Origin of the sequence: Cognatitamlana onchidii, assembly GCF_004804355.1 — a bacterium.
GTDB lineage: Bacteria > Bacteroidota > Bacteroidia > Flavobacteriales > Flavobacteriaceae > Cognatitamlana > Cognatitamlana onchidii.
In genome coordinates, this window is record NZ_SRWZ01000002.1 from 308,737 (window position 1) to 335,602 (window position 26,866).

The 26,866-nt window shown below is 36.6% G+C and carries 12 protein-coding genes; 11 read left to right on the forward strand and 1 reads right to left on the reverse strand.

The genetic code is table 11. From position 1 onward, the window contains the following. The first annotated feature begins 9 nt into the window (after positions 1 to 9). The 4 genes from E5D58_RS05005 (at position 10) to E5D58_RS05020 (ending at position 8,133) form a co-directional block, all read left to right on the forward strand. Complete coding sequence (locus tag E5D58_RS05005; protein ID WP_136480745.1) at positions 10 to 2,274, forward strand: glycoside hydrolase family 3 N-terminal domain-containing protein; 2,265 nt, start codon at positions 10 to 12, stop codon at positions 2,272 to 2,274. Between the two features lie 6 nt (positions 2,275 to 2,280). Then, complete coding sequence (locus tag E5D58_RS05010) at positions 2,281 to 3,408, forward strand: glycoside hydrolase family 88/105 protein (protein WP_136480746.1); 1,128 nt, start codon at positions 2,281 to 2,283, stop codon at positions 3,406 to 3,408. 155 nt (positions 3,409 to 3,563) lie between these two features. Further along, entirely contained in the window at positions 3,564 to 5,312 is a 1,749-nt protein-coding gene (locus E5D58_RS05015) for a sulfatase family protein (protein ID WP_136480747.1), read from the forward strand. A gap of 223 nt (positions 5,313 to 5,535) precedes the next feature. Further along, the gene (locus E5D58_RS05020; protein ID WP_136480748.1) at positions 5,536 to 8,133 is read left to right on the forward strand and encodes a glycoside hydrolase family 2 TIM barrel-domain containing protein; all 2,598 of its coding nucleotides are present in this window, start codon (positions 5,536 to 5,538) and stop codon (positions 8,131 to 8,133) included. Positions 8,134 to 8,237: 104 nt separating this feature from the next. Here E5D58_RS05020 and E5D58_RS05025 read toward each other — a convergent pair whose 3' ends face one another. Then, the gene (locus tag E5D58_RS05025; RefSeq protein WP_136480749.1) at positions 8,238 to 9,098 is read right to left on the reverse strand and encodes an AraC family transcriptional regulator; all 861 of its coding nucleotides are present in this window, start codon (positions 9,096 to 9,098) and stop codon (positions 8,238 to 8,240) included. 139 nt (positions 9,099 to 9,237) lie between these two features. On the opposite strand from E5D58_RS05025, the gene E5D58_RS05030 reads away from it, so the two are divergent. The 7 genes from E5D58_RS05030 to E5D58_RS05060 all read left to right on the forward strand — a co-directional run bounded on the left by E5D58_RS05030 (position 9,238) and on the right by E5D58_RS05060 (position 26,775). Continuing rightward, entirely contained in the window at positions 9,238 to 10,632 is a 1,395-nt protein-coding gene (locus tag E5D58_RS05030; RefSeq protein WP_136480750.1) for a sugar porter family MFS transporter, read from the forward strand. Positions 10,633 to 10,648: 16 nt separating this feature from the next. Then, complete coding sequence (locus E5D58_RS05035; protein WP_136480751.1) at positions 10,649 to 13,957, forward strand: DUF5107 domain-containing protein; 3,309 nt, start codon at positions 10,649 to 10,651, stop codon at positions 13,955 to 13,957. 35 nt (positions 13,958 to 13,992) lie between these two features. Next, positions 13,993 to 16,305 (forward strand): glycoside hydrolase family 78 protein, encoded by a 2,313-nt coding sequence (locus tag E5D58_RS05040; protein ID WP_136480752.1) that lies wholly within the window; start codon positions 13,993 to 13,995, stop codon positions 16,303 to 16,305. Positions 16,306 to 16,382: 77 nt separating this feature from the next. Continuing rightward, on the forward strand, positions 16,383 to 19,850 hold the full coding sequence (locus E5D58_RS05045; protein WP_136480753.1) for a glycosyl hydrolase: 3,468 nt from the start codon (positions 16,383 to 16,385) through the stop codon (positions 19,848 to 19,850). A gap of 139 nt (positions 19,851 to 19,989) precedes the next feature. Beyond that, positions 19,990 to 22,419 (forward strand): T9SS type A sorting domain-containing protein, encoded by a 2,430-nt coding sequence (locus E5D58_RS14925; RefSeq protein WP_168796633.1) that lies wholly within the window; start codon positions 19,990 to 19,992, stop codon positions 22,417 to 22,419. Positions 22,420 to 22,594: 175 nt separating this feature from the next. Then, positions 22,595 to 24,163, forward strand: coding sequence for a T9SS type A sorting domain-containing protein (locus tag E5D58_RS05055; RefSeq protein WP_136480754.1), 1,569 nt, complete (start codon positions 22,595 to 22,597; stop codon positions 24,161 to 24,163). 200 nt (positions 24,164 to 24,363) lie between these two features. Then, positions 24,364 to 26,775 (forward strand): BNR-4 repeat-containing protein, encoded by a 2,412-nt coding sequence (locus tag E5D58_RS05060; RefSeq protein ID WP_168796634.1) that lies wholly within the window; start codon positions 24,364 to 24,366, stop codon positions 26,773 to 26,775. Positions 26,776 to 26,866 lie beyond the last annotated feature (91 nt).

Consider the following 26,866-nt stretch of genomic DNA (forward strand, 5'->3'; position numbering starts at 1 on the left):
AACTCTAAAATGAAGAAATTATTTTCGTTATGCTTATTAATCAGTATCGCTGTTACGTCTTGTGAGGAGACAGTCTCAAAAGATTATAAAGACGCCTCTTTATCCATCGATGAACGTGTAGAAGCCTTATTACCAAAATTATCACTTGAAGAGAAAGTAGCGCAAATGCGAATTTTTCATGCCAATATTGGAACTAAACCCGATGCAAATGGCAACTTAAAACTTTCGGATAAAGTTATTGAGAAATTAAAGTTAGGTATTGCCGGAATCAAAAATCCAGGGGAGCATATTGATGCCGTAGCAGCAGCAAAAATGAATAACGAGCTTCAAAAATATATTATTGAAAACAACCGTTGGGGGATTCCTGCCTTGTTCGTTACAGAATCATACAATGGTGTGGATGCAGAGGGTTGTACGCGGTTTGGGCGCCCAATGACATCAGCTGCATCTTTTAACCCAGAATTGGTGCAACGCCAATGGGATGTTGTAGGTAGAGAAGCCCGATTACGAGGGATGCACATGTGTCATTCACCAGAAGCAGATGTGGTGCGCGACCCCCGTTTTGGACGTATGAGTGAGGCTTTTGGAGAAGATACCTATTTAACAACGCAGATGGTAACAAGTGCTGTAAAAGGCGTGCAAGGGGATTATGAAGGTTTAGGAAATGGTACACATATTGGTGCTGTGGCTAAACACTTTGCGGGATACGGGCAAGTATTAGGAGGATCTAACTTTGCAGCCATTGAAATTTCTGAAAGAACATTAATTGATGAAATTTACCCACCGTTTGAAGCGGCTGTAAAAGAAGCTAAGACCTTAGGTATAATGGCATCTCACGGCGATTTAAATGGTGTGGCAAGTCATGGTAATCCAGAGTTGCTAACTGGTGTGCTTCGCGATCAATGGGGTTTTGAAGGCTATGTGGTTTCAGATTCTAATGATATTGCACGCTTACATTATTTTATGAATGTTGCCGAAACGCCTGAAGATGCTGCGCAAATGGGTTTAGAAGCAGGAATTGATATTGATTTATATGCAGAAGATTCTTATGCTTATTTACCAGAAATGGTAAAGAAAAACCCAGAACTTGAAAAATTAATTGACAGATCGGTAAGACGTGTTTTAAGAACAAAATTCATTTTAGGACTTTTTGATAATCCTTACATCAACATTGAAGATGTGGAGAAAGGTAATAGAGCAGCCTCTTCTTTAGAATTAGCAAAAGAATCAGATTTGGAATCTATTATTTTGTTGAAAAATGAAGAGAAAGCCTTACCGCTTTCAAAAGATAAATCTTTAAAAGTAGCCTTGTTAGGTCCGCTATTAAAGGAAAATACTAAAGAGATGTTTGAGTCTGTTGCAGGTTCAAATGTGAAATTTGTGGCAGAAAAAGGATTTCAATTAACAAACCAAAAAGGCGGAGCTCCAGAACTTTTAGACAGAGATCCAAAAGCCATAGCAAGTCTGGTTAATAAAGCAAAATCTGCAGATGTTTCAATCCTGTTTTTAGGAGGTGATGAGTATACTTCAAAAGAAGCTTATTTTAGCAATAGTACCTTAGGTGATAGAGCAACTATTGACCCTGTTGGCCCTCAAGACGAACTCGTAGAAAAAATTAAAGCGCTTGGTAAACCAGTAATTGTCGTTTTAAAGCACAGAAGAACCTTATCCATTAATGTTATAGCAGAACAAGCAGATGCTATTTTAGATGTTTGGGATTTAAGTGAATTTGGTGATGAATCTACGGCCAGAATCGTTTTTGGTGAAGTATCGCCATCAGGTAAATCGCCTGTAACCATTCCAAGGTCGATTGGTCAAATTCCGTTTCACTATAGTATGAAAGAAATCAACTATAAGAAAGAATATTTATTTATTGGTCAAGGCCCATTATATCCATTTGGTCATGGTTTAAGTTATGCTAATTTCGAATATTCTGATATTAAAATTTCAAACCCTGAGATGACTCCAGATACAGAATTGGAAGTAAGCGTAACAGTAACGAACAACAGTGATGTAAAAGCCAAAGAAGTAGTTCAACTATATATTAAGGATGAAATAGGTTCGGTTACTCGTCCTGATAAGGAACTTAAAGGATTCCAAAAGATAGAATTTGATGCTGGTGAAAGCAAAACAGTTAGTTTTAAAATAACACCTAAAATGTTAGAATTTACAGGTATCACTATGGAAAAAGTTTTAGAAGCAGGAGATTACACAGTAATGGTAGGAACATCTTCAAAAGAGTATTTAGAAACCAAATTCAAACTAAAAAAATAAGACGTAATGAATAAAACAATTTTAACGCTTTTAGCAGTTGTAGTACTATTCAATTGCTCAACGGCTCAAAAGGCAACTGAGATTAAAGATATCGATAAAGCTCAGGTAAAAGCATCCATGATAAAAGCTTTAGAATGGCAAGAAGCACACCCCATCTTTGCACTTGCTCCAACCGATTGGACGGCAGGAGCCTATTATGTGGGCGTTGCCAGAGCGCATAAAGCAACTAAAAATATGATGTACATGGCAGCGCTTAAAAATCAAGCCTATTGGAATAACTGGGAGACCTATAAGCGTTTACATCATGCAGATGATGTTGCTATCTCATATAGTTATATATATATTGATAGGAACGAGAAAAGGAAAAACTTTGTAGACTTAGGGCCTACAAAAAAGTTCTTAGATGCCCATTTATATGAAGATGACAACTGGAAATCGGGTAAAAACGCAGGTAAAGAAGGTAAAGATATTTTATGGTGGTGGTGTGATGCCTTATTTATGGCGCCGCCAGTACTTAATTTATATGCTAAACACACAGAGCAGCCTAAATATCTAGACGAGATGCATAAATTTTATATGCAAACGTATAATAAATTGTATGATGAAGAGGAGCAATTGTTTGCTAGAGATATGCGTTTTGTTTGGGAAGGTAATGATAACCCTACTAAAGAACCTAACGGAAAAAAAGTATTTTGGTCTAGAGGGAATGGATGGGTTATTGCAGGTTTGGCTTTGATTTTGGATGATATGCCAGAAGATTACGAACACCGTCCTTTTTACGAGAAACTATATAAAGAAATAGCTGAGAAAATGTTAGAGATTCAACCAGAAGATGGTTTATGGCGAACTAGCTTATTATGCCCTGAAGCATATAACCACGGTGAGGTAAGCGGAAGTGGATTTCATACCTTCGCTTTGGCATGGGGTATTAATAATGGATTGGTTGATAAAAAACATGCACCAGCGGTCAAAAAAGCGTGGAATGCTATTGCAAAATGCCAGCATGAAGACGGTCGTGTAGGTTGGGTGCAAAATATTGGAGCTTTCCCAGAACCAGCTTCGGCTGATTCATGGCAGAACTTCGGGACAGGGGCTTTTTTAATGGCAGGTAGTGAAATTCTAAAATTAGAATAGCAGTGTTCTCAAACTGTTCTATTATAAACTCATTTTTTCGGCTAAGGTTGAAGAAATGAGTTTTTTAGTTAGATAAGTCTAGTTAATTTAGGACAATACACGACACTATTTTGGCTTTACAACACTAATTTTATTCATTTAAATAATTATTATCAATGAGATTATTCAAGATGCTAGTTGTGCTTTGTTTATGTTTTGCAAGCTGTCAAACAAAAAAAGAAAGACCAAGCGAAACACAAAAAGTAGCTGCAAAATTAAAACTACCTAAACAGCCAAACATTTTGTGGTTAGTAACAGAGGATATGGGAGCCTATATTCCTCCTTTTGGCGATTCTACCGTAGCTACTCCTAATTTAAGTAAACTAGCAAACGAGGGCGTAATATATCCAAACCTATACTCCACATCAGGAGTTTGTGCGCCAAGTAGGGCCGCTATTGCAACGGGCATGTACCCATCAAGTATTGGAGCCAACCACATGCGCACAAATTCTTATACAGAAGTAACAGGTTTGCCCAAATATGAAGCTGTACCACCTCCAGAAGTAAGAATGATAAGTGAATGGCTAAGGCAAGCAGGTTATTATTGTACTAATAATTATAAAACCGATTACCAGTTTAAGGCTCCGGTTACGGCATGGGATGAAAGTAGTCCCTATGCGCATTGGAGGAATAGAGCGGGCAATCAGCCATTTTTTGCAGTATTTAACTTTACCGAAACACACGAGTCCGGTTTATTTGAGCCCTACGGGTTTAGAGAAATAGAAACCAGATATTACAAGCCCGGGGATAGAGATTATAAATGGAAAAACTATGGGAGTTCTCATGCCAAAAATAGAATGGATGAAGCAGATACTCCTGTTCATTTACCAAAAGACACTAAATTTACTATCCCACCTTATCTAGTAGATAATGAAGTAACACAACGCGATATGTGGAAACTTTATAATAATGTAGGTGAAATGGATAAGCAGGTAGGGGTAATTTTAAAACAGTTAGAAGATGATGGTTTATTAGAAAACACCATTATTTGCTTCTATGGTGATCATGGTGGGCCTTTACCTCGCGAAAAGCGATTAATATATGATTCTGGTTTAAATACGCCTATGATTATTCGGTTTCCAAATAAGCAAAAAGCAGGAACTAAAGATGACCAACTTATTAGTTTTGTAGATTTTGCGCCAACGTTATTATCTATAACTGGTGAAGCGCCAAAACCCTACATGCAAGGGCAGGCCTTTTTGGGTGGGTATGAGGCAGAAGAACGTCAATACATTCATGCTGCTGCCGATAGATTTGATGGCTTTACCGATGCCATAAGAGCAGTTCGTGATAGTAGATTTAAATACATCCGTAATTATAGACCAGAACAAGGTTACTACTTACCTGTAGCGTATAGAGAAAAGATACCAAGCATGAAGGAATTGTTAAGATTGAAGGCAGAAGGTAAATTAAACGATATTCAGATGCAATGGTTTAGAGATTTTAAGCCAAAAGAAGAATTATTTGATTGTGCAGTTGATCCCTACGAACTGAACAATTTAGCAGAAAAACCAGAATATCAAGACAAGTTGAACGAACTTAGTGCTGAAATGGATCGATGGTTGCGTGAAATTGGGGACGAACCAAATCTTGACGAGGCTAAATTAGTTGAAAAATTGTGGTCTGGTAAAGACACCAAGCCTGCAACAAAGCAACCCGTTATTACTGCTAAAGACGGCTTAGTGCAAGTAACTTGTGAAACCGAAGGCGCTTCCATTGGCTATAAAATTATAGGTCAGGACGGCAACACACCACAATCGTGGGAGGTTTATCAAGGACCAGTTCAACTGCCCGAAGGATTTAAATTAATGGTTCAAGCGCATCGTATAGGTTTTGCTCCCAGCGAAGTGGTTGAATTTAACTAATATAAGGTGAGTTGGAGATAATAAAAAACATCGTAATCTGATATTCAGTAAATCAGTTCAAATGTCAGATTGAGCGCAGTCGAATCCAACAAAAGAAATCAGTTTGCTAATCTTTCGACTGCGCTAAAGGTGGTAATCATATATTTTATTGGACTTTAGATAATTGCGACGATTTTACTTCGAACTCAGCCAAACATAATTTTTAAGAAATAGACTAAACTAAATGAAAAAACTACGATTACTACTATTATTGCTATCTACTCTGTTGAATTATGCGCAACAAGTAAGGCATATAGAAACTATCAATGAAGCTTGGCTTTTTTATAAAGGAAGTTTAGAGCAACCATTTAATACTGACGAGACTATTGTTTGGGAAAATGTAACGATTCCTCATTCATGGAATACCGAAGATATTTTGGATGACGAGGATGGCTATTACCGAGGTGAGGTTTGGTATAAAAAGACTCTAAATATTCCAGAGATTTACGAGAATCAGCAGGTCTTTTTGCTTTTTGAAGCAGCAAATCAAGTCACATCACTTTACCTAAACGGAAAAGCCGTGGGTGAAGACCATATAGGAGGTTATACTACTTTTGCAAGAGATATTACTTCTGCTTTGCAAAATGGAAAAAATGAGATTGCCGTTAAGGTTGATAATGCCCATAACGACGAAATTATACCACAATCGGCTGATTTTTCATTTTATGGAGGTATATATCGGGATGTCCATTTAATCATTACAAAACCGGTACATTTTGAAGTAGCCAATTTAGGAGCGAACCCCATTTTTATTAGAACACCTCAAGTATCAGAAGCATCGGCAGAGGTATCAGTACAATCTAAGTTGGTTCGGCCTAAAAAAGGAACCTATTATGTGAAGCAGTCTTTGTATGATGCTAGTAATAATCTAGTAAATCAGGTAACAAGCAAATCTTCATTCGGAAAAGATGTATTCAGTGAATTTTTAATTGCAAATCCAAATTTATGGTCGCCCGAAAACCCATTTCTGTACAAACTGGTTTCAGAACTTGTGGATAAAAAAGGTGAGGTTTACGATAGAATCGAAAATCCAGTGGGCTTTAGATGGTTTAGTTTCGATGCAAACGAAGGCTTTTTTATTAACGGTAAGCAAACCAAATTAATAGGTACGTGTCGTCATCAAGATTTTTTAGGTAAAGCCAATGCGGTAAGTGATGAAATTCATCGTAACGATATGAAACTCCTAAAGGACATGGGCTCCAACTTTTTACGTATTGCACATTATCCGCAAGACCCCGCTATTTTAGAAATGTGTAATAAAATGGGTTTTGTCGCAACACTAGAAATCCCTTTTGTGGATAAGGCGGCGGCCAATGAAGCTGGAAAACAGAACAGTATTAAAATGCTAAGGGAGGCCATTCGATTTAATTATAATCACCCGGCCATTGTGGCTTGGAATTTAGGAAACGAAACCACCATGAAAGCACCTGAAAGTTTAGGGGAAGATTACACAAAACATTTTATAGAGACGCATAAAGCTTTAGCTAAAACAATTAAAGAGGAAGATGAAACACGCTATTCATACACGGTGTTCTTCAGGGAACCGGCGTATCAGGATAAACTAGGTATTCGCGTCACGGAGTTGGTGGGTTATAATAAATACTATGGTTGGTATCGGGATGAACTGGAGCAAATAGATGAAAATTTGCGGGATTTAGTGAAACGAACACTTGCCTTTAACCCTGATAAACCCTTAATTTTAAGTGAATACGGTGGAGGTGCGGACCCAAGGTTAAGAACCTACAATCCCACCCGATTTGATTTTAGTGTAGAGTATCAATTCTTGTTGCATAAGGCCTATATGAAGGCTATTTTAGATATTCCCGAAATTGTAGGGGCCAATGTTTGGAATTACGCCGATTTTCAGGTAGAACATAGGAAAGACGCGGTACCCCATATTAATAATAAAGGTATCGTAACCGCCTCAAGAGAAAAGAAGGATGCCTATTATTTGTATCAAGCATTATTAAAGAAAACACCCTTTTTAGCCATTGCTTCTAAATCTTGGAACAAAAGATCAGGTGTCGAGGATAATGAAGGGGCTAATGTAGCCACTCAACCCATAACGGTTGTTGGAAATGGTGCTGAGGTAGAGTTGTTTATTAATGGTAAATCACTAGGAAATCAAGTGTTCGATTTTGCAACAACAACCTTCCAAGTGCCATTTAAACAAGGGCAAAATCTAATTGAGGTGATTTCAGAAAAGGATGGGCAAGTCTTAAAGGACTTTGCTATGATAGATTTTACACTTCAACCTAAAAACTTAAGTAGTGAAACCAATCCATTTCAAGAAATAGCCATTAATGTGGGATCATACTGTTATTTTATTGAAACCGATAATGTAGATTATTTATGGATGCCCGATAAACCTTATGAAAAAGGAGGTTTTGGTTATGTAGGGGGTGATTTTTTAAGATTTAAAAGTAAGCGAAGAAACAATATTGGCGTTGATGTTAGCGTGAAAGGTACCGAAAACGATCCGATTTATCAAACCCAGCGTATCGGTATTGAAGCCTATAAATTTGATGTGCCTAATGGAACGTATGAGTTGTCCTTGTTGTTAGCTGAGCTCAAATCAAAAGGTGAAAACCTTATGGATATTTCTGTGAATGGAACACCAATTTGGTATAACCTAAACCTAAAGCAGGACTACGGAAACGACCGTGGTGTTGCCAAACGCTTTTTGGTTACTGTTGAAGAGGATAAAGGTGTAACAGTCGGATTTAATGCGAGTAAAGGACAAACTCGCCTTTGCGGTATTAAGTTGAGAAGGGTAAATTAAGTTTAACTTATATGAATAGATGTCTTCTCGGTTTTTAAGGTAAATCCTTATTACAGGAAATAAAAAGTTGCTTTTTTAGAGTTTTAGATAGATTTACGTAGCGTTTATCCTTTGGGATGTTTTCTATAATCTCTAGCACAACTACCTGTGATTTTAGTGAAAATTCTTGAAAAGTAGTAAGGGTCGTGATACCCTACTTTAGCAGAAATATCTTTGATTTTTAAATTGGTGTTATCCAACAATTCACATGCTTTTTGAATGCGTAACTGGATCATGTAATCTAATGGTGATTTGCCAGTTTTTCGTTTAAATAACAAAGAAAATTGTGAGGCAGATAAATTTGCGCCTTTTGCCAGCTCTTGTAAACTAATAGATTCAGTGATGTTACTTTTCATGTAAAGAATGGATTTCAAAATACTATCCGATTCATCTTGTTTTCGTATTTGGCGGTACTGATCTAAAAACTTAAAAGAAGCCAAAAAATGGATTAAGCATATATTTGCATATTGTATATTTTCTATCGAGAACCCCATTTCTAAATTTTGAAACATTTCTTCAAACAATTCAATTCTATTGTCTATGCGATCTATATAAGATGGAAATATGGTTAGCGGATTTTGGGTTAGAAAGGCATAATCTTCAGATAGAGTCCCTAAAAAGTGAATCCAGTATATACTCCATGGATTCTGCTTATTGCTCCCATAGCTATGAGGTGTGCCCTTGGGGATAATAAAATATTGGTTTTTAGTTACGCCAAATTTTTTACCATTTACTGATATCCAGCCACTGCCTTCTGTGCAATAAATAAGAATATGCTGAGATGCACCATTTTTTCTTTTTCTATAGTGACTTTGAGCTTCTGCATAGTAACCAATATTGGTTATGTAAAGCATGGTGCTAGTGCCATGCACCATGGTTTTTTGTATTTCCTGTTCCGGAATGGAAACACTACGCTTTAATTCCAAATGATGTATTTTATTAATTCTGTTAAATTTTAAAATTAATAAAATAATCCATCTTTTAAAAAAATAATCTATTTTTTAGTGACCAGTAACCTGTTATATTGCAAAACCTTATGTTCTAAATTTGAACGCAGCATAATAAATGACAAAACACACCCAAATAAATATAAAATACATATTGATGATATCCATGGTATCAGCTCTTGGAGGTCTTTTGTTTGGCTACGACTGGGTGGTCATTGGTGGTGCTAAACCTTTTTACGAAGCTTTTTTTCAAATCGCAGATAACCCTAGTTTACAGGGTTGGGCAATGAGCAGTGCACTTATTGGTTGTTTAATGGGAGCAGCATTATCCGGACTTTTAAGTGACAAATATGGCAGAAAACGATTGCTCATGTTTTCAGCATTTTTATTTACACTGTCCGCGGCTGGTACAGGGGCTACCTCGCATTATACCTTGTTTATTATTTATAGAATTATTGGTGGTATTGGCATTGGCTTAGCTTCTAATTTATCTCCAATGTATATAGCCGAAATTGCGCCATCTCACTTAAGAGGCAGATTCGTCTCACTAAATCAACTTACCATTGTTATAGGCATCTTACTTGCACAATTGGCAAACTGGCAAATTGCTGAAGCTGTACCTACAGGATTTAGTACAGAGGATATTTTATCGTCTTGGAATGGACAAAATGGTTGGCGTTATATGTTTTGGGCAGAAATTATACCTGCTGGGTTATTTTTAATACTAATCTTTTTTATACCGGAAAGTCCGCGTTGGCTTGCAAAGAATAGCAGTAAAACAAAAGTAGAAGCTATTCTCAATAAAATAGGTGGTAGCGGTTATGCATTTTCCGAATACGAAACTATTATAAACTCTATTAACAATAGCGATAAAAGTGTACCGCTTTCGCAGCTAAAATCGCCAAAACTAAAACCTATTTTAGTATTAGGTATTGTGCTGGCAATTTTTCAACAATGGTGCGGTATTAATGTTATTTTTAACTATGCCGAAGATATTTTTAAAGCCGCCGGATTTGGCGTGTCGGATATTTTATTCAATATCGTCATAACAGGAATAATAAACCTTGTGTTTACTTTTATAGCCATTTATACAGTAGATAAATTAGGGCGAAGAAAACTACTTTTACTGGGCTCTTTAAGTCTTTGTTTAATCTACGTTTGTATTGGCGCAGCATATTATTTTAATATTTCTGGCACTATTTTATTAGTCCTTGTGCTATTGGCAATAGCAACCTATGCCATGTCTTTGGCTCCAGTAGTTTGGGTGGTCATTTCTGAAATATTCCCCAACAGAATTAGAGGTGTGGCCATGGCAATAGCAACACTGTCGTTATGGGGTGCTTGCTTTGCATTAACCTATACATTCCCATTATTAAATGCCGCTTTAGGTGCTTCGGGTACCTTCTGGCTTTATGGGGGTATTTGTTTCTTTGGATGGCTATTTATCTATAGAAAGCTCCCAGAAACCAAAGAGAAATCTTTAGAAGAGATAGAACAAGAAATTATTAAATAGCAATTTTTTTTATAAAATGATACATCCTGTAAAAGCTTGGAAAGAAGATGTTGTAATACCAACTTATGAGATTGGTGAGCCCGAAAAGAACCCCATCTTTTTAGAAAAACGGGTGTACCAGGGGAGTAGTGGTGCTGTATACCCTCATCCTGTCATCGAAAAAATAAGTGATAAGAAAATTGATAAAGTATGGCATGCTATTTTTATTGAGAATGCCTACATAAAAATCATGCTACTACCTGAACTTGGAGGTCGTGTACAAATGGCATACGATAAAGTAAAACGACGTCACTTTGTGTATTACAATCATGTTATAAAACCTGCTTTGGTAGGTTTAACAGGACCTTGGATTTCTGGAGGTATAGAATTCAACTGGCCGCAACATCACCGCCCTTCTACGTACGCCCCTGTAGACGCTTTAATTGAAGAGAATAATGATGGCAGTATCACCGTTTGGTGTAGTGAGGTAGAACGTATGTTTCGTACAAAAGGGATGGCAGGTTTTACATTATACCCAGACAAAGCGTATCTAGAAATTAAGGTAAAATTATACAACAGAACGCCGCACCCACAAACCTTTTTATGGTGGGCTAATCCTGCAGTTGCTGTGAACGACCATTACCAATCAGTCTTTCCACCAGATGTAAATGCGGTTTTCGATCACGGTAAACGAGATGTTTCCGATTTTCCTGTAGCTACTGGCGAATATTATAAAGTGGATTATGCCCCTGGTACAGACATCTCTAAATATAAAAACATTCCCGTACCTACATCGTATATGGCCATAAAGTCGGAATACAATTTTGTTGGTGGTTACGAAAACGACACCAAAGGTGGTTTGCTACATGTGGCGGACCATCACCAATCGCCTGGAAAAAAACAGTGGACCTGGGGTAATGGCGATTTTGGATATGCCTGGGATAGAAATCTAACAGATAATGATGGTCCATACATAGAACTCATGTGTGGGGTTTACACAGACAATCAACCTGATTTTAGCTGGTTGCAGCCTTACGAAGAAAAGAGTTTTAAGCAGTATTTCATGCCCTACCGTGATTTGGGTATCGTTAAAAATGCGACTAAAGAAGCCATGCTAAATCTGGAAGAAGAAAACGGTAATTATACGCTCAAGGCTTACACTACTGCCGTTTATAAAAACGCAACAATTACTCTTGAATCTGAAGGTAAAATTATTATAGAAGAGACTTTAGATTTTTCACCAGAAATGAGCTTCGAAAAAGAAGTTTTGGATGCAATCAATACAAAAGATTTATACATTAAGTTAGAAGATAACACTGGTGTTATTTTGGTTGATTGGGATAGTGAAAAGGAAGAACAAAAACCCATTCCCGAGGCTGCTAAACCTGCAAAAGATCCCGAGGGCATCAACTCTACAGAACAACTTTATCTAAGAGGTTTGCATTTAGAGCAATACAGGCATGCCACGTATTCGCCCACAGATTATTACCTAGAAGCTTTAAGAAGAGAGCCCACTGATGTTCGCAATAATAACGCTATGGGTTTATGGTACATGAAACGCGGACAATTAACCAAAGCCGAGCCTTATTTTAGACAAGCTATAGAAACCTTAACAGAGCGAAACCCTAATCCTTATGATGGAGAACCTTTATTTAATTTGGGTTTATGCCTCCAATTTCAAAATAAAACAAAAGAAGCGTACGATTACTTCTTTAAATCGACATGGAATGGCGCATGGCAGGATAGTGGTTTTTTTCATTGTGCGCAATTAGATGCCATACGTAAAGACTACCATAGAGCGCTTGAAATTATAGACCGTTCTTTGTGTCGAAACTGGCATAACCAAAAAGGACGCCATTTAAAAGTGATTTTGTTACGCAAAACAAATGCTATTGAAGCCGCTAATAAACTAGCAGAGGATTCTTTAGAACTAGACCGTTTTAATTTTGGAATACTTTTCGAACAGTATCTTTTAATAAAAGATACCAAAATTTTGCAACAGCTGAAAGCCTTGATGCGAGGTTACGAGCATAACTTTATAGAGTTTTCTTTAGATTATGCTGCTGCTGGTTTTTACCAGGAAGCCCTAGAGTTTATAAATTTGTATTTACATACTGCTGAAAACGTATATCCCATGGCACAGTATTTTAAAGCCTATTACACATTACAATTAGGTGATAAAAATACAGCAGCCTCATTATTTAAAACCGCAGCACAATTAGCGCCAGATTATTGTTTTCCGCATCGTATTGAAGAATTAACAGTGCTTCAAACAGCAACTGCTATTAACCCAAAAGATGCTAAAGCTTGGTATTATCTAGGGAATTTTTGGTATGGCGCAAGACAACATGAAGAGGCTATGGTATCTTGGGAAAAATCAAGAGATATAGACGGTACATTTCCAACTGTACATAGAAATTTGGCATTAGGTTATTACAATAAGCAGAACAACCCCAAGAAGGCAAAAGACGCTTTAGAAAAGGCATATGCACTTAATCCATCTGATGCTCGTGTGCTTATGGAATTAGATCAGTTATATAAAAAGTTAAATATCGATATATCGACTCGTTTAGATATTCTAGAAAAAGCACCCGAACAGGTTAATTTTAGAGATGATTTATATTTAGAATACATTACGCTATTAAATCTATCGGGTAAAGAAGAGAAAGCTTTACGTTTAATCAATGCCCGCAAATTTCACCCATGGGAAGGAGGCGAAGGTAAAGTGCCAGCACAGTATTTATATAGCCACGTTGCCTTAGGTAAAAAAGCCCTTTTTAGAGGAGATTATAAAAATGCTATTACACATTTAAACGAAACATTTCATTACCCGCATCATTTAGGTGAAGGTAAGATATATGGTGCTCAAGAAAACGACTTCAATTATTGGTTAGGCTGCGCCTACGAAGGTCTAGGAGATACCGATAAAGCTAGATTACATTGGGGAAAAGCATCTCAAGGTCTGTCTACTCCAGCTGCCGCAATGTATTATAACGATCAACAACCCGACAAGATTTTTTATCAAGGATTGTCACTGAAAAAGTTGGGATGTCATTCTGAGGCAACTGAGCGTTTTGAAAAGTTAGTAAGTTTTGGTGAAAAGCAATTACAAGTGCCTTTTAAAATGGATTATTTTGCGGTGTCGCTTCCAGACTTGTTAATTTTTGAGGACGATTTACAGATACGCCACGAACACTATTGCTACTATTTAATAGGCTTAGGATGCTTAGGTTTAGATAAGCTTGAATCAGCCCAGAATGCTTTTGAGCGTATCTTAAAGCAAAATAACTATCATATAGGTGCTTGTATACACCTAGAATATAGTAAACAATACCACACGATTTGATAAATAATATTTTTTAATCCATAACAAAAAATAACATGACTACAAGAGTATTAATTTTCTTTTTCTTTTGTTTAAACTTAACAGCACAAACACTAGATGTTAAAGATTTAAAATGCGAAACCCAAACCAATCCAGAAGGTATAACAAAAGCTAGACCAAGTTTTAGTTGGACTTTTGTTGGTGATAGTATAAGTACCCAACAGGGTGGTTTTCGTATTATGATGGCTACCACCATTGAAAAATTGAAGTATCCAGATTTATGGGATACAGGGCCAACAAGTAAATCGGAAACAGGACCCTATCAATACCTTGGAGAACCTTTAAAATCTGGACAAAAAGTGTACTGGCGAGTAACCGTTTGGGGTAATAATAGAGGAGTAAAGCATAGCGAACCTGCTTGGTTTACTATGGGCGACATAAAAAATCCTGAAAAAACTTTTGAACCACCAGTATTAAAAAGAGAAGGTGGTATTGTAAAAATTAATATCAATAAAAATGATACAGGTCGTGTTTTTGAGGGTATTGGAGGTGTAAGTGCAGGTGCTTCTACAGATTTACTCTACGATTACAAAGACCCCTATCGTAGTCAAATTTTAGATATTTTATTCAAACCAAAGTTTGGTGCTGCTTTTCAACACTTAAAAGTAGAATTAGGTGGAGGTGAAAACTCAACATGTGGGTCTGAACCTTCGCATGCAATTACCAGAGAAGAGCTAAAAAATCCAGTGTCAAGAGGGTATGAATTTTGGTTTATGAAAGAAGCCAAAAACAGAAATCCTGATGTAATATTAGAATATTTACCATGGAGTTTTCCTGGGTATTTAAAAGAAAATATTTACACAAAAGAATCTGCCGAATATTTTGTGTCGTTTTTAGATGTCGCTAAAAGAGACTGGGATTTAGATTTGGATTGGGTAGCCGCTGCCGAAAACGAAAATTATACTGATAGAGACTGGTTGGTAAATAACGTTCGCCCTTTACTAGATGCAAGAGGGTATAAAAATGTAAAAATTCAGGGGCCAGATGATAATAGTGGCGATTGGCAAATATTCGAAGAATTGGAAAAAGACCCAGAGTTTAATACTATAATAAAAGCAGTAGGTTATCACTACGTAACAGGTCGTGAGTTTAATGAGAATATGGTGGACGGGCGAGGCAGGCCTACAACAGCCAAAGCTAAAGCCACTGGCACACCACTTTGGGCTAGTGAAGATTGGAGTTGGACAGGTAAAGATTGGGGTGGTGCAGGGGCACTAAATTTAGCACGTCTATATAATAAATTTTACATTCGAGATAAAATTACCAAAACATTAATTTGGGCACCTATTGGTTCTATTTATGAATCGGTTACTTGGGATAAAGCAGGCGCCATGAAGGCTAATAGTCCTTGGAGTGGCTATTACGAGGTATGGCCAACCATTTGGGCTACAGCCCATACTACACAATTTGCAGAGCCACTTACATGGCAGTATTTAGATGGAGCATGTGGACTGTTTGATAAAAGCACTTACAAAGGAAGTTGTGTAACACTGAAAGAAAAAGATGGTTCTCACTGGAGTATGATTGTATGTACTGAAGAAACTGAAACCATTGAAGTGAAAATTGAAAAAGGATTATCTAACGAAATAGTACAGGTCTGGAAATCTGATGCCAACAATCAATTTATACAACAGGAAGCAATCAAACCCAAAAAAGGTGCATTTACTATTAAATTAGACCCAAAGTGTATTTACTCGCTAACCACAACAACAGGGCAACAAAAGGGAAGTTATAATATACCAGAAGAAACCGCTTTTCCCTTTCCTTACTCAGAAGATTATGAGGGTTGTAAGGAAAACGATTTACCTAAATACCATTCCGATCAAACAGGAAGTTTTGTTATTACAAAAAAGGAAGATGGTACAAATTGTTTAATGCAGTTAAATCCAGAACAAGGCTATGATTGGATGCGTGTATACAGGCGCTCTAACATAAAACCGAATACCCTTATCGGCGATGTGAACTGGAAAGATTACACCTGTAGTGTGGATGTTTTTATTGAAAATGGCAATGTAGAATTAGGTGGGCGTGTTACCAGTAGCTATATAAAAGGCTACCGTTTTATGTTAACGAAAAACGGTACATGGCAATTGTTATTTCATAAAAAGGTATTGCAAGGAGGTGTTGTTAATAATTTTGATGGAAAGATCTGGCATAACCTAAAGTTGAAATTTAAAGACGAGACTATAGAAGCTTTTGTAGATGATGTTTTAATTACAAAAGTTAGTGACAAATTGAAAAACGGATATGTCATGTTGGGTAGTTCTTATGATAATAATCTATTTGATAATCTAAAAATAATTCCATAAGAGACATGACATTGCAGGATGACAATAGCCTATTAATTTATGTAACTTGCAAAATGTTAGTTTTAAAATTTATATAAGTGAGTGTTCAAAAATCTAGTTTATTAGTTGTATTTGTATTACAAATACTTTGTTTTGGTTGCATTTCGTCAAATGAACAAATTGTACAAGACAACAGTCCAAGTTTGGCCGAATTATCAGAAAACTTTAACTCACCTTTATTGCAATACCGTCCAGAGACCTGGTTTCACTTGAACGGGAATAATATCTCAAAAGAAGGTTTGACATTAGATTTAGAAGCCATTAAAGCTGCGGGTTTACAGGGTATTCATTTATTTAATAAAGCTGGACGACCATATCCAAATGTGGAGCCTGTAAAAATTTTATCTCCAGAATGGGAAGACATGATTCGTCATGCGGCTGATGAATGTAAACGCCTAGGACTAAAGTTTACCATGCAAAATTGCCCAGGATGGTCAATGACTGGTGGACCTTGGGTGCCAGTTGAAGAAGCACAACGCGAAGTTGTCGAAACGGTATATCGTGTTTCTGGAGGAAAATTATTTGAAGAGAAATTAGAATTAGATGCGTTATACCATACGCCAGACTATGATTATAAAGATATCCAGGTTTTGGCATTTCCAACGCCTGAAGGCGATGATTCGGAGCCGTTAAATCCTTTAAAAATAGAAACCAATAATGCTGTTGTGCCTTGGAGTGATATTTTCAATCCTAGTTCAAAAATTATTGTTACTAGGAAAACAACACGGTTGGATAAACCTCTAAAAGCATATAGAGCAAGTGGCATATCTAAAGTTAATGAAGCTGAGACTTGGGTTAAAACAACATTTGAAACCCCAGTAACTTTAAGAACCATCAAATTTCCACAACTCCGTCATATTATTATGGGCACGGAATATCCCGTAATGGATGTGAGTATTAAGGTGCAAGCTCAGATCGATGGTGAGTTAACAGATATTACAACTATAAACTTCCCAGATGCTAATTGGAATGATAGACGAAAACACTTAACCTTAACTATACCAGAAACAACATCTTCTGAATTTGTGTTTTCTTTTGGAGGCGTCCATATCATAGCACCTGAATTTATTAGGTTAAGCTCAATTCCAAAATTGCATAATCATGAGGCCAAAGCAGCCAAAGTATTAAGGCGACTTGAAAAAGAGGTACAGTATGATTATGCCAAAAACACAATTGTAGATTCAGAAAAAATCATCAACCTTACAGATAAAATGACTGCTGAAGGCAAATTAACTTGGGATGCTCCAGAGGGTAATTGGACGGTTGTACGTTTTGGGCATATTAATATGCGTTTAACTAACAAACCTGCAGTTCCCGAAGCCACAGGTTGGGAATCGAGTAAGCTTGATAAAGTGGCCATAGAAAATCATTTACGAAACGGCATGATTGGTAATTTGATTAAAGATGGTGGGCCCATTGGAGATGGAAAACTACATGGTCTGTTAATTGATAGTTGGGAAAGTCATGTACCAACCTGGACCATGAATTCTGAAGATCTGTTTGCCGAATTCCAAACACGAAGAGGTTATAGCATGAAAACCTATCTGCCAGCTACCATGGGATATATAGTAGATAGTCCTAAGGTGACCACTAAGTTTTTAAGAGATTTGAGACACACTATGGATGAGTTGTTTATTGATAATTTCTTTAAACATTTTGCAACTGTGGCTCATGATATGGGTACCGAGGTTTATACCGAAGGGGCAGGAGGAGAAGTCTTACCTATAGATCCCATGCGTTATTACGGTGTTAGTGATATTCCTATGACAGAGTTTTGGTATCCCAGTGCGCCATCGGCACAGAACGAGTACGCTAAGCCAATTTATAACGCTGCATCGGCGACGCATTTATACAATAAACCTGTTTTGGCGGCCGAGGCTTGTACGCAAGTTGGTGTGCAGTGGAATGAGCATCCGTTCTCAGTTAAATATTTAATTGATTATAATTTTGCAAAAGGCGTCAATCATTTAGTGTTTCACACCTTTTCGCACACCCCACAAACAGAGGTGTATCCGGGTTCAAGCTTTGGTGGGAATATTGGGTTCCCTTTGGTGAGACAACAAACCTGGTGGCAATATATGCCAGATTGGATAGATTACCTAAGTAGAAATCAATATATATTACAACAAGGTGAATATGTGGCCGATGTCCTTTGGTATTATGGAGACCATTATGAGCGTCCACCATTTGATCTAGATGAATTCCCAAAAGGCTACCGTTTTGATTATTTAAATGCAGAAATTTTACATGATAAATTAAGCATGAAAAATGGTAAAATACATGTTGAAAATGCAGGAGATTACAGAGTAATTATGCTTAGAGATTCAGAAAGCATGCTACTTTCAACACTTAAGAAATTAGAAGCTTTAGTCAAAGCAGGTGCCATAATATTGGGTAATAAGCCTACAGATTCTCCAAGCTTGATGGATAATGATGAAGACATAAAAGTACTTAAGTCAATTTCTGATAAGCTCTGGGGAACAACCAAAAGTGGTGTAAAACAGACTGGTAAAGGAAAAGTATACTGGGGTAAAACTTTAGATGCTGTTTTAGAAGAAGAACGTATTGCTCCTGATGTTATTACACCAAAAGAATTAGACGTTAATTGGATTCATCGTGAAACAAAGGATGCCGATTTTTATTTCGTGGCATCAAAGGAAGAAAATCCTGTAAATTTAGCCTTGAGTTTTAGAGTGAATAACCTTGCACCTCAATTATGGAATGCTTTTACAGGTGAACAACAAGATGCCAAAATTTGGAAATCTACAGAGAACCGAACTAATGTCGCGCTGTCACTAGCACCATATGGAAGTACGATTGTCGTATTTTCTAAAACTAATGATAAACCTGTGGCCTCTAAATTAACTCATAATGATGAAGTGCTATTAAATTCAGAAACAGGTTGGTTTAAAGTTCTAAAGCAAGAAGTTGTTCCTCAATTAACCTGGAAAGATGACGAATTTATAGCCTCAATGTCTGGTCCGTATGTGTTTCATCAAAACGGAAAAGAAACTAAAAAGGAAGTTTCTGTTAAAGACAAATTGATTCAAAATGATTGGCAATTATCTTTTAAAGAAGGCTGGGATACGCCAGGAACTATAGAGGTTTCAGAATTAAGATCCTTAACAGAACTTAAGAATGACGCTGTAAAACATTATTCTGGAACTACTACGTATGTAAAAACAATCAATTTAGGTGAGATAGGCAAGCATACTCTTTTAGATTTAGGAGAAGTTGCTAATATTGCCGAATTATGGTGTAATGGTAAAAGAGTAGGTGTAAAATGGGCGCCGCCTTACACATTTGATATTAGTAGCTTTATTGAAAAAGGTGATAATACCTTTGAAGTTAAAGTAACCAATACATGGAGAAATCAGCTTATATTCGATAATTCTCGACCAAAAGCAGACAAGAGAACTTGGACCACCAATCCGCCTAAAAAGAATGAAACTGAGTTGGAAATTGCTGGGTTAATAGGACCTGTGCTTCTAAAGGTAATTAACTAACTTTTTCGTTATCGGGTTTATTTATTTTGATGATTACGAGTTTATTAATCACTTCATCAGGACACTTCATGACAATTTTTAGAAAAAAAACTATGTAATTTGTTACATATTATATGATGTACCAGTTAAAAAAAATATTATGATTAAAACTACTTTTAAGACGATATGTCTGTTGTTATTCCTTTTACAATCTTTTTTCTTGCAAGCCCAAATAACACTTGAGAAAGAAATAAACATAACCAATATAGCTTTACATTTTGATGGTAAAAAAGTGACTTCAGAAGATGCGCCAAACTCAGCTACAGGTTATGATTATGCCTTTGGTCCTCAGATTTCTGCCCACGGGGATTGTATTGCAACCTATAAAGAGTATGTGTTTATGACATGGTATAAAGGCGGTAAGCAGGAGAGAAACATGATGTTAACCCGTTACAATACCGAAACTGGAAGTATAAAAACTATTGAATTTCCTCACCGTCATACAGGTTGGCGTAATGTTTGGTATATTGGAGAATCGCATAACACTATTGGTGTAGGGGTTAGTCCGTTGGACGGAACAATTCATCTCCTTTTTGATATGCATGCTTACACCAAAAGCAGACCTTCCGATGGCAGTTTGGCCAATGATTATTTCAGATATTCGTATTCAAAAAAAAATGTTGCAGATATAGCGGATGAAGATTTTACACTGGAACAATTCGTTGAGGATAATCCAGGGGACTACACGCATTTAAGCTTAAATGGTGTAGTAAATCATGAGGTGTTTTCAGAGTATACCTATCCTAAATTTTTCACAAATGACCAAGGTGATTTGTTCTTCTCCATGCGAAAAGGGGCTAGTCCTAATGGCGGTTACCATTTTGCAAAGTACGATGCCAATACTTCAACATGGTCTAATTTTATAAAGTTTGCCGATAAAAATGCGAAAAGCCATGGGGAAGATTATAACTGGGGTATGTATGGAAGGCTGCAATATGTTGGGGGCAAGATAAGAATTGGATTCCAAAGAAGACTTCAAAATACCAATGATAAATACCTATATCAAAATGGGTTCTACTATGCTTATTCTGACGACCAAAGTGGACAAACCAATTGGAAGAATTATAAAGCAGAAGGTTTTTCAACACCAATTAGAGATGCCGATAAGATTTTAGTTTACGAGCCAGGAGATTTGGTAGAAACAACTAAAAAAGATCAGGTATACATGGTTGGCGGTTTTGATTGGACCGTAACTGACAGAGGCGATGTACACATCATAGGAAAAGTAAAGGACAACGAAAATAATGTGACTAAAAATGTACATACATATATGAAATCTGGAGAAACAGCGTTTACAACATCCACAGATTTTACTGGAGGAGATCGTTTGTACACCTCTGGAAATAATATCTACATGATCGGTTTAAATTCGTCAGGTAGAGTTTTTATCGAAAAATCTGAAGGAGGCACTAACAATTTTAGGAAGGTTTATGAAGCCACCTCAGGGAGACGGTTTAGACATGGCAGAGCTTATGTGAGTGATGGCAAGCTATACTATTACATGATGGAAAGAGGCTCAGGTGATCAACAACCATTATACTTACAGATTATAGATTTAGATATTGTTCAGGAGCCTTTTAGAGTGGCTATAACATCTCCATACGATGGCGAAACTTATGATTTGAATGAAACTATAGATATTTCAGCGGATGCTGTAGATGAAAATGATTCAATTATTAAGGTGGAATTTTGGGTAGATGGTGAAGTTTATAATACAGATACAGCAGCTCCCTATATGGTAGATTGGTCCTCTAATATAGAGGGCGCTTATACACTTCAAGCTATTGCATATAATAGCACTAATGAAACGGTTTCTTCAACTGAAGTTACAATTAACATTAAGGAAAGACAAGACAACGATTTATCTGGTAGTGTATACAGACTGAAAAATGTAGCAACAGGAAAATATTTATGGTCTTCAGGGTCTAGCATTATGTCCAGTGATATAGGAGCAGGAGCAGATAAAGAATGGCAATTCGTTAAGGCAGAAGTTCCAGGATTTGATTATTATAACATAGATAGCGAAGTAAAAGGAACAATAAGGTTTAAAGGAGGATCTTCTGCACCAGAATTGGTAAGTACCTCGTTCGGAGCTCCAAATACTAATGTCGATAAAATTTGGACCGTTATAGCAAATGAAGATGGTAGCTTTAGTTTTGAAACTCGTAATCATGGCAGGTATTTGTATCATGCAGAAGATGATAGTATGACGCATTCTACTAAAACAGATAGCAGAAGTAAATGGTTGGCAGAAGCTATTGCATTAACTGCTCGCGACCAATTATTAGGTGATACCGGTTTAAAAATATATCCAAATCCTACTCATAATAAATTTACATTATCATTTCAAAATATTGCAGGTGAAAAGAATATTGAGATCTTTAATATTTTAGGAAAGCAAGTTTATAAAAAATTGCATAATACAAATGTTATAGAAATTGATGGCTTAAATCTTAAGTCAGGTGTCTACCTAATTAAAGCTATTTCTGAAAATAATAAGGTATTTCATGCTAAGCTGGTTATTAAGTAACTTATAGGGTTTAAAAATAGTGACTGAGCTCTTTTCTCGATGAAATGATCGTATGGCAGTTTTATGTTTTTATTTACTCTAAAATCAGGATTGTTCAGGATGGTTTGTGAGAGTAAATTCGAGAATTTTAGTTTTGTACCTTAAAATTGATTAAATTAAAAAACCTAAAACAGCTATGAAAAAAAATACTTTAACGATCTTATTATTTTTAGGTTTTACGCTCTCTTCACTTAGTTTAGTAGCACAAACGGCACTTGATGAAGATACCAATTCAGATCTTAGCTGTCCAGCTTCAAATGAGTTTAGAAATGAAACGAGAACGTCATCAGATTTACCAAATCCTGTTAATGTTGGTACTATTGATGACAGAACCTGTTATGCAGATTATTCAGAAAGTAATGTTTATAATAATACTTGGGGGGTATACAACATAACAGATGGTTCAAACCATTTTCCAGAATCTTTACAACCTAGAATGGAGCGCGCATTAACCAGGTCTCAGACAACAGGCGTGGGAAGTTATGCAAGATTTACAGGAACTGTTAGAATACTTGAAGTGGGTGATGTTTTTGGAGGAGGTGTTCTAAGTCAAGATGGTAGTTATTTCATGCAAGCTAAAGGTAAGCATACCGGAGGTGGTGGTTCTCCAGATCCTGCTATTTGTCTATATTTAGCGTTACCAATATATGGTACAGGGGCTAACAGTAATGTACAAGTGTCTTTCGATATTTATAGAGAGCAAATCGTTAACCGAGAAGGGTTTAGAGAATATACATATTTAACCAATATCCCCAAAGATGTACCCACCGATATTGAGCTAGAGGTTGGTTTTAGGGCAGACCCAAACAATCCTTCAAAAAAAATACATTATGCCGATGCCGTTATTGGTGGGCAAGTTTTTAATTGGAATATTCCAGAACCAGAAAGAGGTATACAATCAGGCATTAGATACGGTGCTTATAGGGTTAAAGGGGGGAGAGCTCAAATGAGATGGGCCAATACAACTTACGAGATGCAGGAGGTAGAAGCAGAACCTATCGAAAATGATGATCCAGATTTAACCGAAGGGGTTTATAGTTTAGAAAATGTTGCTACTGGTAAATTTTTAACCGATGCCGGTGTAGAAGCCACTCAAGTTTCTATGAGTGAATCAGATGAAGCACAAAGCACACATTGGACTTTTGTAAAAACAGGACCTTTTTTTAATATTGATAGTGAAGTATTAGGAATACTGCGTGCTCCAGGTTCTGGTGGCCCCAAAGGCGCATATGTAATTTTAAGTACAGAATGGCCTTCCCCAGATAGTACACATGATAAAATATGGATAATTCATTACAACGACTCAGATGATACATTCAGGTTTGAATCCGGTAGTGGAAGATTCTTGTATCATGATCCAGATGGCAGTGTAACCCATTCTTTAGCTTCAGAAACCGATAGCAGAAGTAAGTGGAGAGCCCGATCTGTAAACGAACCGCTAAGTATTAATAAGCATCAAGTAGCTATGCCTTCAACAAAGGTTTATCCAAATCCCGCGGTGGATAGCTTTACAATTTCTTTTCAAAATATAACTGGTGTAAAAGCTATTAGTATTTACAATATTTTAGGAAAACAAGTCTATCAAACTTCAACAATAAATAATGTTTTAGAGATTAGCCATGCTAGTTTTAAAACAGGGGTCTATCTTATTAAGACCGTTTCTGAAAATAGTAAGGCTTCTTATTCAAAACTAGTTATTAAATAATTATTAAGTTTATTTAATTTTTTTGTCGGCGAAAAGGATTTAACCGTTGTTCTATGCTTCTATTTGTCTTGTTGTCAGGACTGTTCAGGATGCATATTCAACTAGGAAAATGCAAATTGCCAATAATAATAAGATTTACTATGAAGAATATCCCAAAATCATTAGTCGTATTATGTTTTTTGCTCTTGTCAGTTTTTTTGATGGCGCAACCAACACTTGAAAAGGAAGTTTATATTACAGATCTTGCCATGTATTTTACTGGGGTTAAAAATTCTAATAGCACGAACAAAGATGTAAACACTGCCTACGATTATGCTTATGGAAGATCATTAACACCACATGGCGATTGCGTAAAGGTATATGATAAGTTTGTGTTTTTAACGTGGTATCGTGGAGGAAAAGGAGATAGGCATGTTATGCTTTCCAGATACAATACAGAAACCCAAGTAATCAAAACCATTGAGTTCCCACACCAGCATACGGGGTTTAACGGAAAGTGGTGGATAGGAGAAACTCACAATACTATTGCTGTGGGTATTTGCCCAAAGGATGAAACCATTCATATGGTTTACGATATGCATAGAAATGGTCGCGTGCCCGAATTTGCTAATGATTATTTACGATACTCTTACACAACGGCTAACGCGGCAACGGTACCTGATGAGCAGTTTACAATTGATTTGTTTGTTCAATCGCCCAATAATAATTATAAACATTTAGCCTTTCCGGGCATTACCGATGTAAATACTACAAAGTTACTAACCTATCCTGCATTTTTTACGAACGACCAAGGCGACTTGTTTATGAAAAATAGATTCGGTTTTTCTGAAAACGGTAAGTTTTTATTTGCGAAGTATGATGGAAATGATTGGGAGGGATATATAGACTTTAATAGAACGCAAGCATCAAGTCATGGAAGTCCTTATAATTGGGGGTTATATGGCGATATTAAGTACGTAAATGGCAAAATAAGAATAGGTTTTCAGCAAAGAGCCAATATTAAAAACGATAAGTACTTATATCAAAATGGCTTTTATTATGCTTATTCCGATGACCCTAGTGGATTAACACAATGGAAAGACCATGAAGGAACTGGTTTTTCAAGGCCAATGGCAGTTTCAGATTTGATTAAAATTTCAGAGCCCGGTGATTTGGTAGAAACCACAGAAAAGGATAAGGTGTACATGGTGTCTGGTTTTGACTGGACAGTTACTGATAACGAAGATGTACATTTTATAGGGCGAGTTAAAGATAATAGCACTACAAGTGGTACGGCAGGGCAAACAAAACATGTGCATACTTACAAACCGGCAGGAGCTACAGATTTTATCACTTCTACAGATTTTTCGGGAGCAGAAGCCATATACGCTGCAGGTGAGAACATATATTTAATAGGTTTAAATTCATCTGGAAGGCCATTTATTGAAGAAGCCCCTGGTGGTACAAACTTATTTACAAGGGTATACGAAGCTACTTCAGGGAAACGATTTAGAAAAGGTCAAGTTTATATTTATGATGGTAAGCTGTATTATTATCTACTGGAGAATAATTCTTCTGATAACGATGATACACAACCGACGTACTTACAGATAATAGATTTAAATATTGTTACAGGCCCTCAGCCATTTGCTGTCGAGCTGTTAACACCGAGTAATAATGACTCCTTTGAAGAAGATGAATCTATACAATTATACGCTAAGGCGACTTCCGATACAGGGGCGTTAGAAAAAGTGGCTTTTTGGGTGGATGGTGCATTAGTAAATGAGGACACAACAAAACCTTATTTGTTCGATTGGAAAGCTCTAGGTGTAGGAAGCCATACTATTCAGGCTATAGCGCATAAAGAGACAGGAGAATCTATAGCCTCTTCTATAGTTACGATTGAAGTAACAGAAGTAGATCATTCAGATTTAACAGGTGATGTGTATAGGTTGAGAAATGTAGCCACAGGAAAATTTTTAACCGATGCGGGAGCAAGTGCAACAGCTGTTAGTATGAGTGATTCTGGCGATGCTAAAAACACCCATTGGACCTTTGTTGAAAGCGGAGCGTATTTTAATATTGATAGTGAAACCTTTGGTATTTTAAGAGCGACAGGCGATACATTTGAAGATGGAGCCCATCTTGTTGTTAGTACTGGGAAATCCGCACCTGCTACAGATGGCGATAAAGTCTGGACGGTTCATTATGATGAATCAGATGATACTTTTAGGTTCGAATCTAAAGATAATGACAGATATCTATATCATGCTCCAAATGGGAATGTTACCAATATTTCAATTATAGAAACAGATACAGATGCATTAAATAGAAGCAAGTGGGAGGCTATTTCTACAAGTGAAACTCTTGGTGTAAATGATAACATACAGTTGTTATCTTCTTTAAGGATTTTTCCAAATCCAGCGGAGGATACTTTTACTATCGCATTTCAGAATATTGCAAATATAGAGCGTGTTGAAATTTATAATATCTTAGGAAAACGGGTCTATCAAAATGTATCACCTAGTAATGTTTTAGAAGTTAAAAATATAGGGTTTAGAACAGGTGTTTATTTAGTGAAAGCTATTTCGGGTAACAATAAGGTGTTTCATTCCAAGCTAATTATAAAATAACCATCTATAAGATTAAGTTAAGTATGGTTTTAATTTACATGTAAGAAGGGTAGTGAATCTTCATAAATTATAGATGCTCGTTTATAAGGCT

Excerpts from the sequence above, each read along its gene's own strand:
- E5D58_RS05005 (WP_136480745.1), top strand. The coding sequence starts at position 10 with ATGAAGAAATTATTTTCGTTATGCTTATTAATCAGTATCGCTGTTACG.
- E5D58_RS05010 (WP_136480746.1), top strand. The coding sequence starts at position 2,281 with ATGAATAAAACAATTTTAACGCTTTTAGCAGTTGTAGTACTATTCAAT.
- E5D58_RS05015 (WP_136480747.1), top strand. The coding sequence starts at position 3,564 with ATGAGATTATTCAAGATGCTAGTTGTGCTTTGTTTATGTTTTGCAAGC.
- E5D58_RS05020 (WP_136480748.1), top strand. The coding sequence starts at position 5,536 with ATGAAAAAACTACGATTACTACTATTATTGCTATCTACTCTGTTGAAT.
- E5D58_RS05030 (WP_136480750.1), top strand. The coding sequence starts at position 9,238 with ATGACAAAACACACCCAAATAAATATAAAATACATATTGATGATATCC.
- E5D58_RS05035 (WP_136480751.1), top strand. The coding sequence starts at position 10,649 with ATGATACATCCTGTAAAAGCTTGGAAAGAAGATGTTGTAATACCAACT.
- E5D58_RS05040 (WP_136480752.1), top strand. The coding sequence starts at position 13,993 with ATGACTACAAGAGTATTAATTTTCTTTTTCTTTTGTTTAAACTTAACA.
- E5D58_RS14925 (WP_168796633.1), top strand. The coding sequence starts at position 19,990 with ATGATTAAAACTACTTTTAAGACGATATGTCTGTTGTTATTCCTTTTA.
- E5D58_RS05055 (WP_136480754.1), top strand. The coding sequence starts at position 22,595 with ATGAAAAAAAATACTTTAACGATCTTATTATTTTTAGGTTTTACGCTC.
- E5D58_RS05060 (WP_168796634.1), top strand. The coding sequence starts at position 24,364 with ATGGCGCAACCAACACTTGAAAAGGAAGTTTATATTACAGATCTTGCC.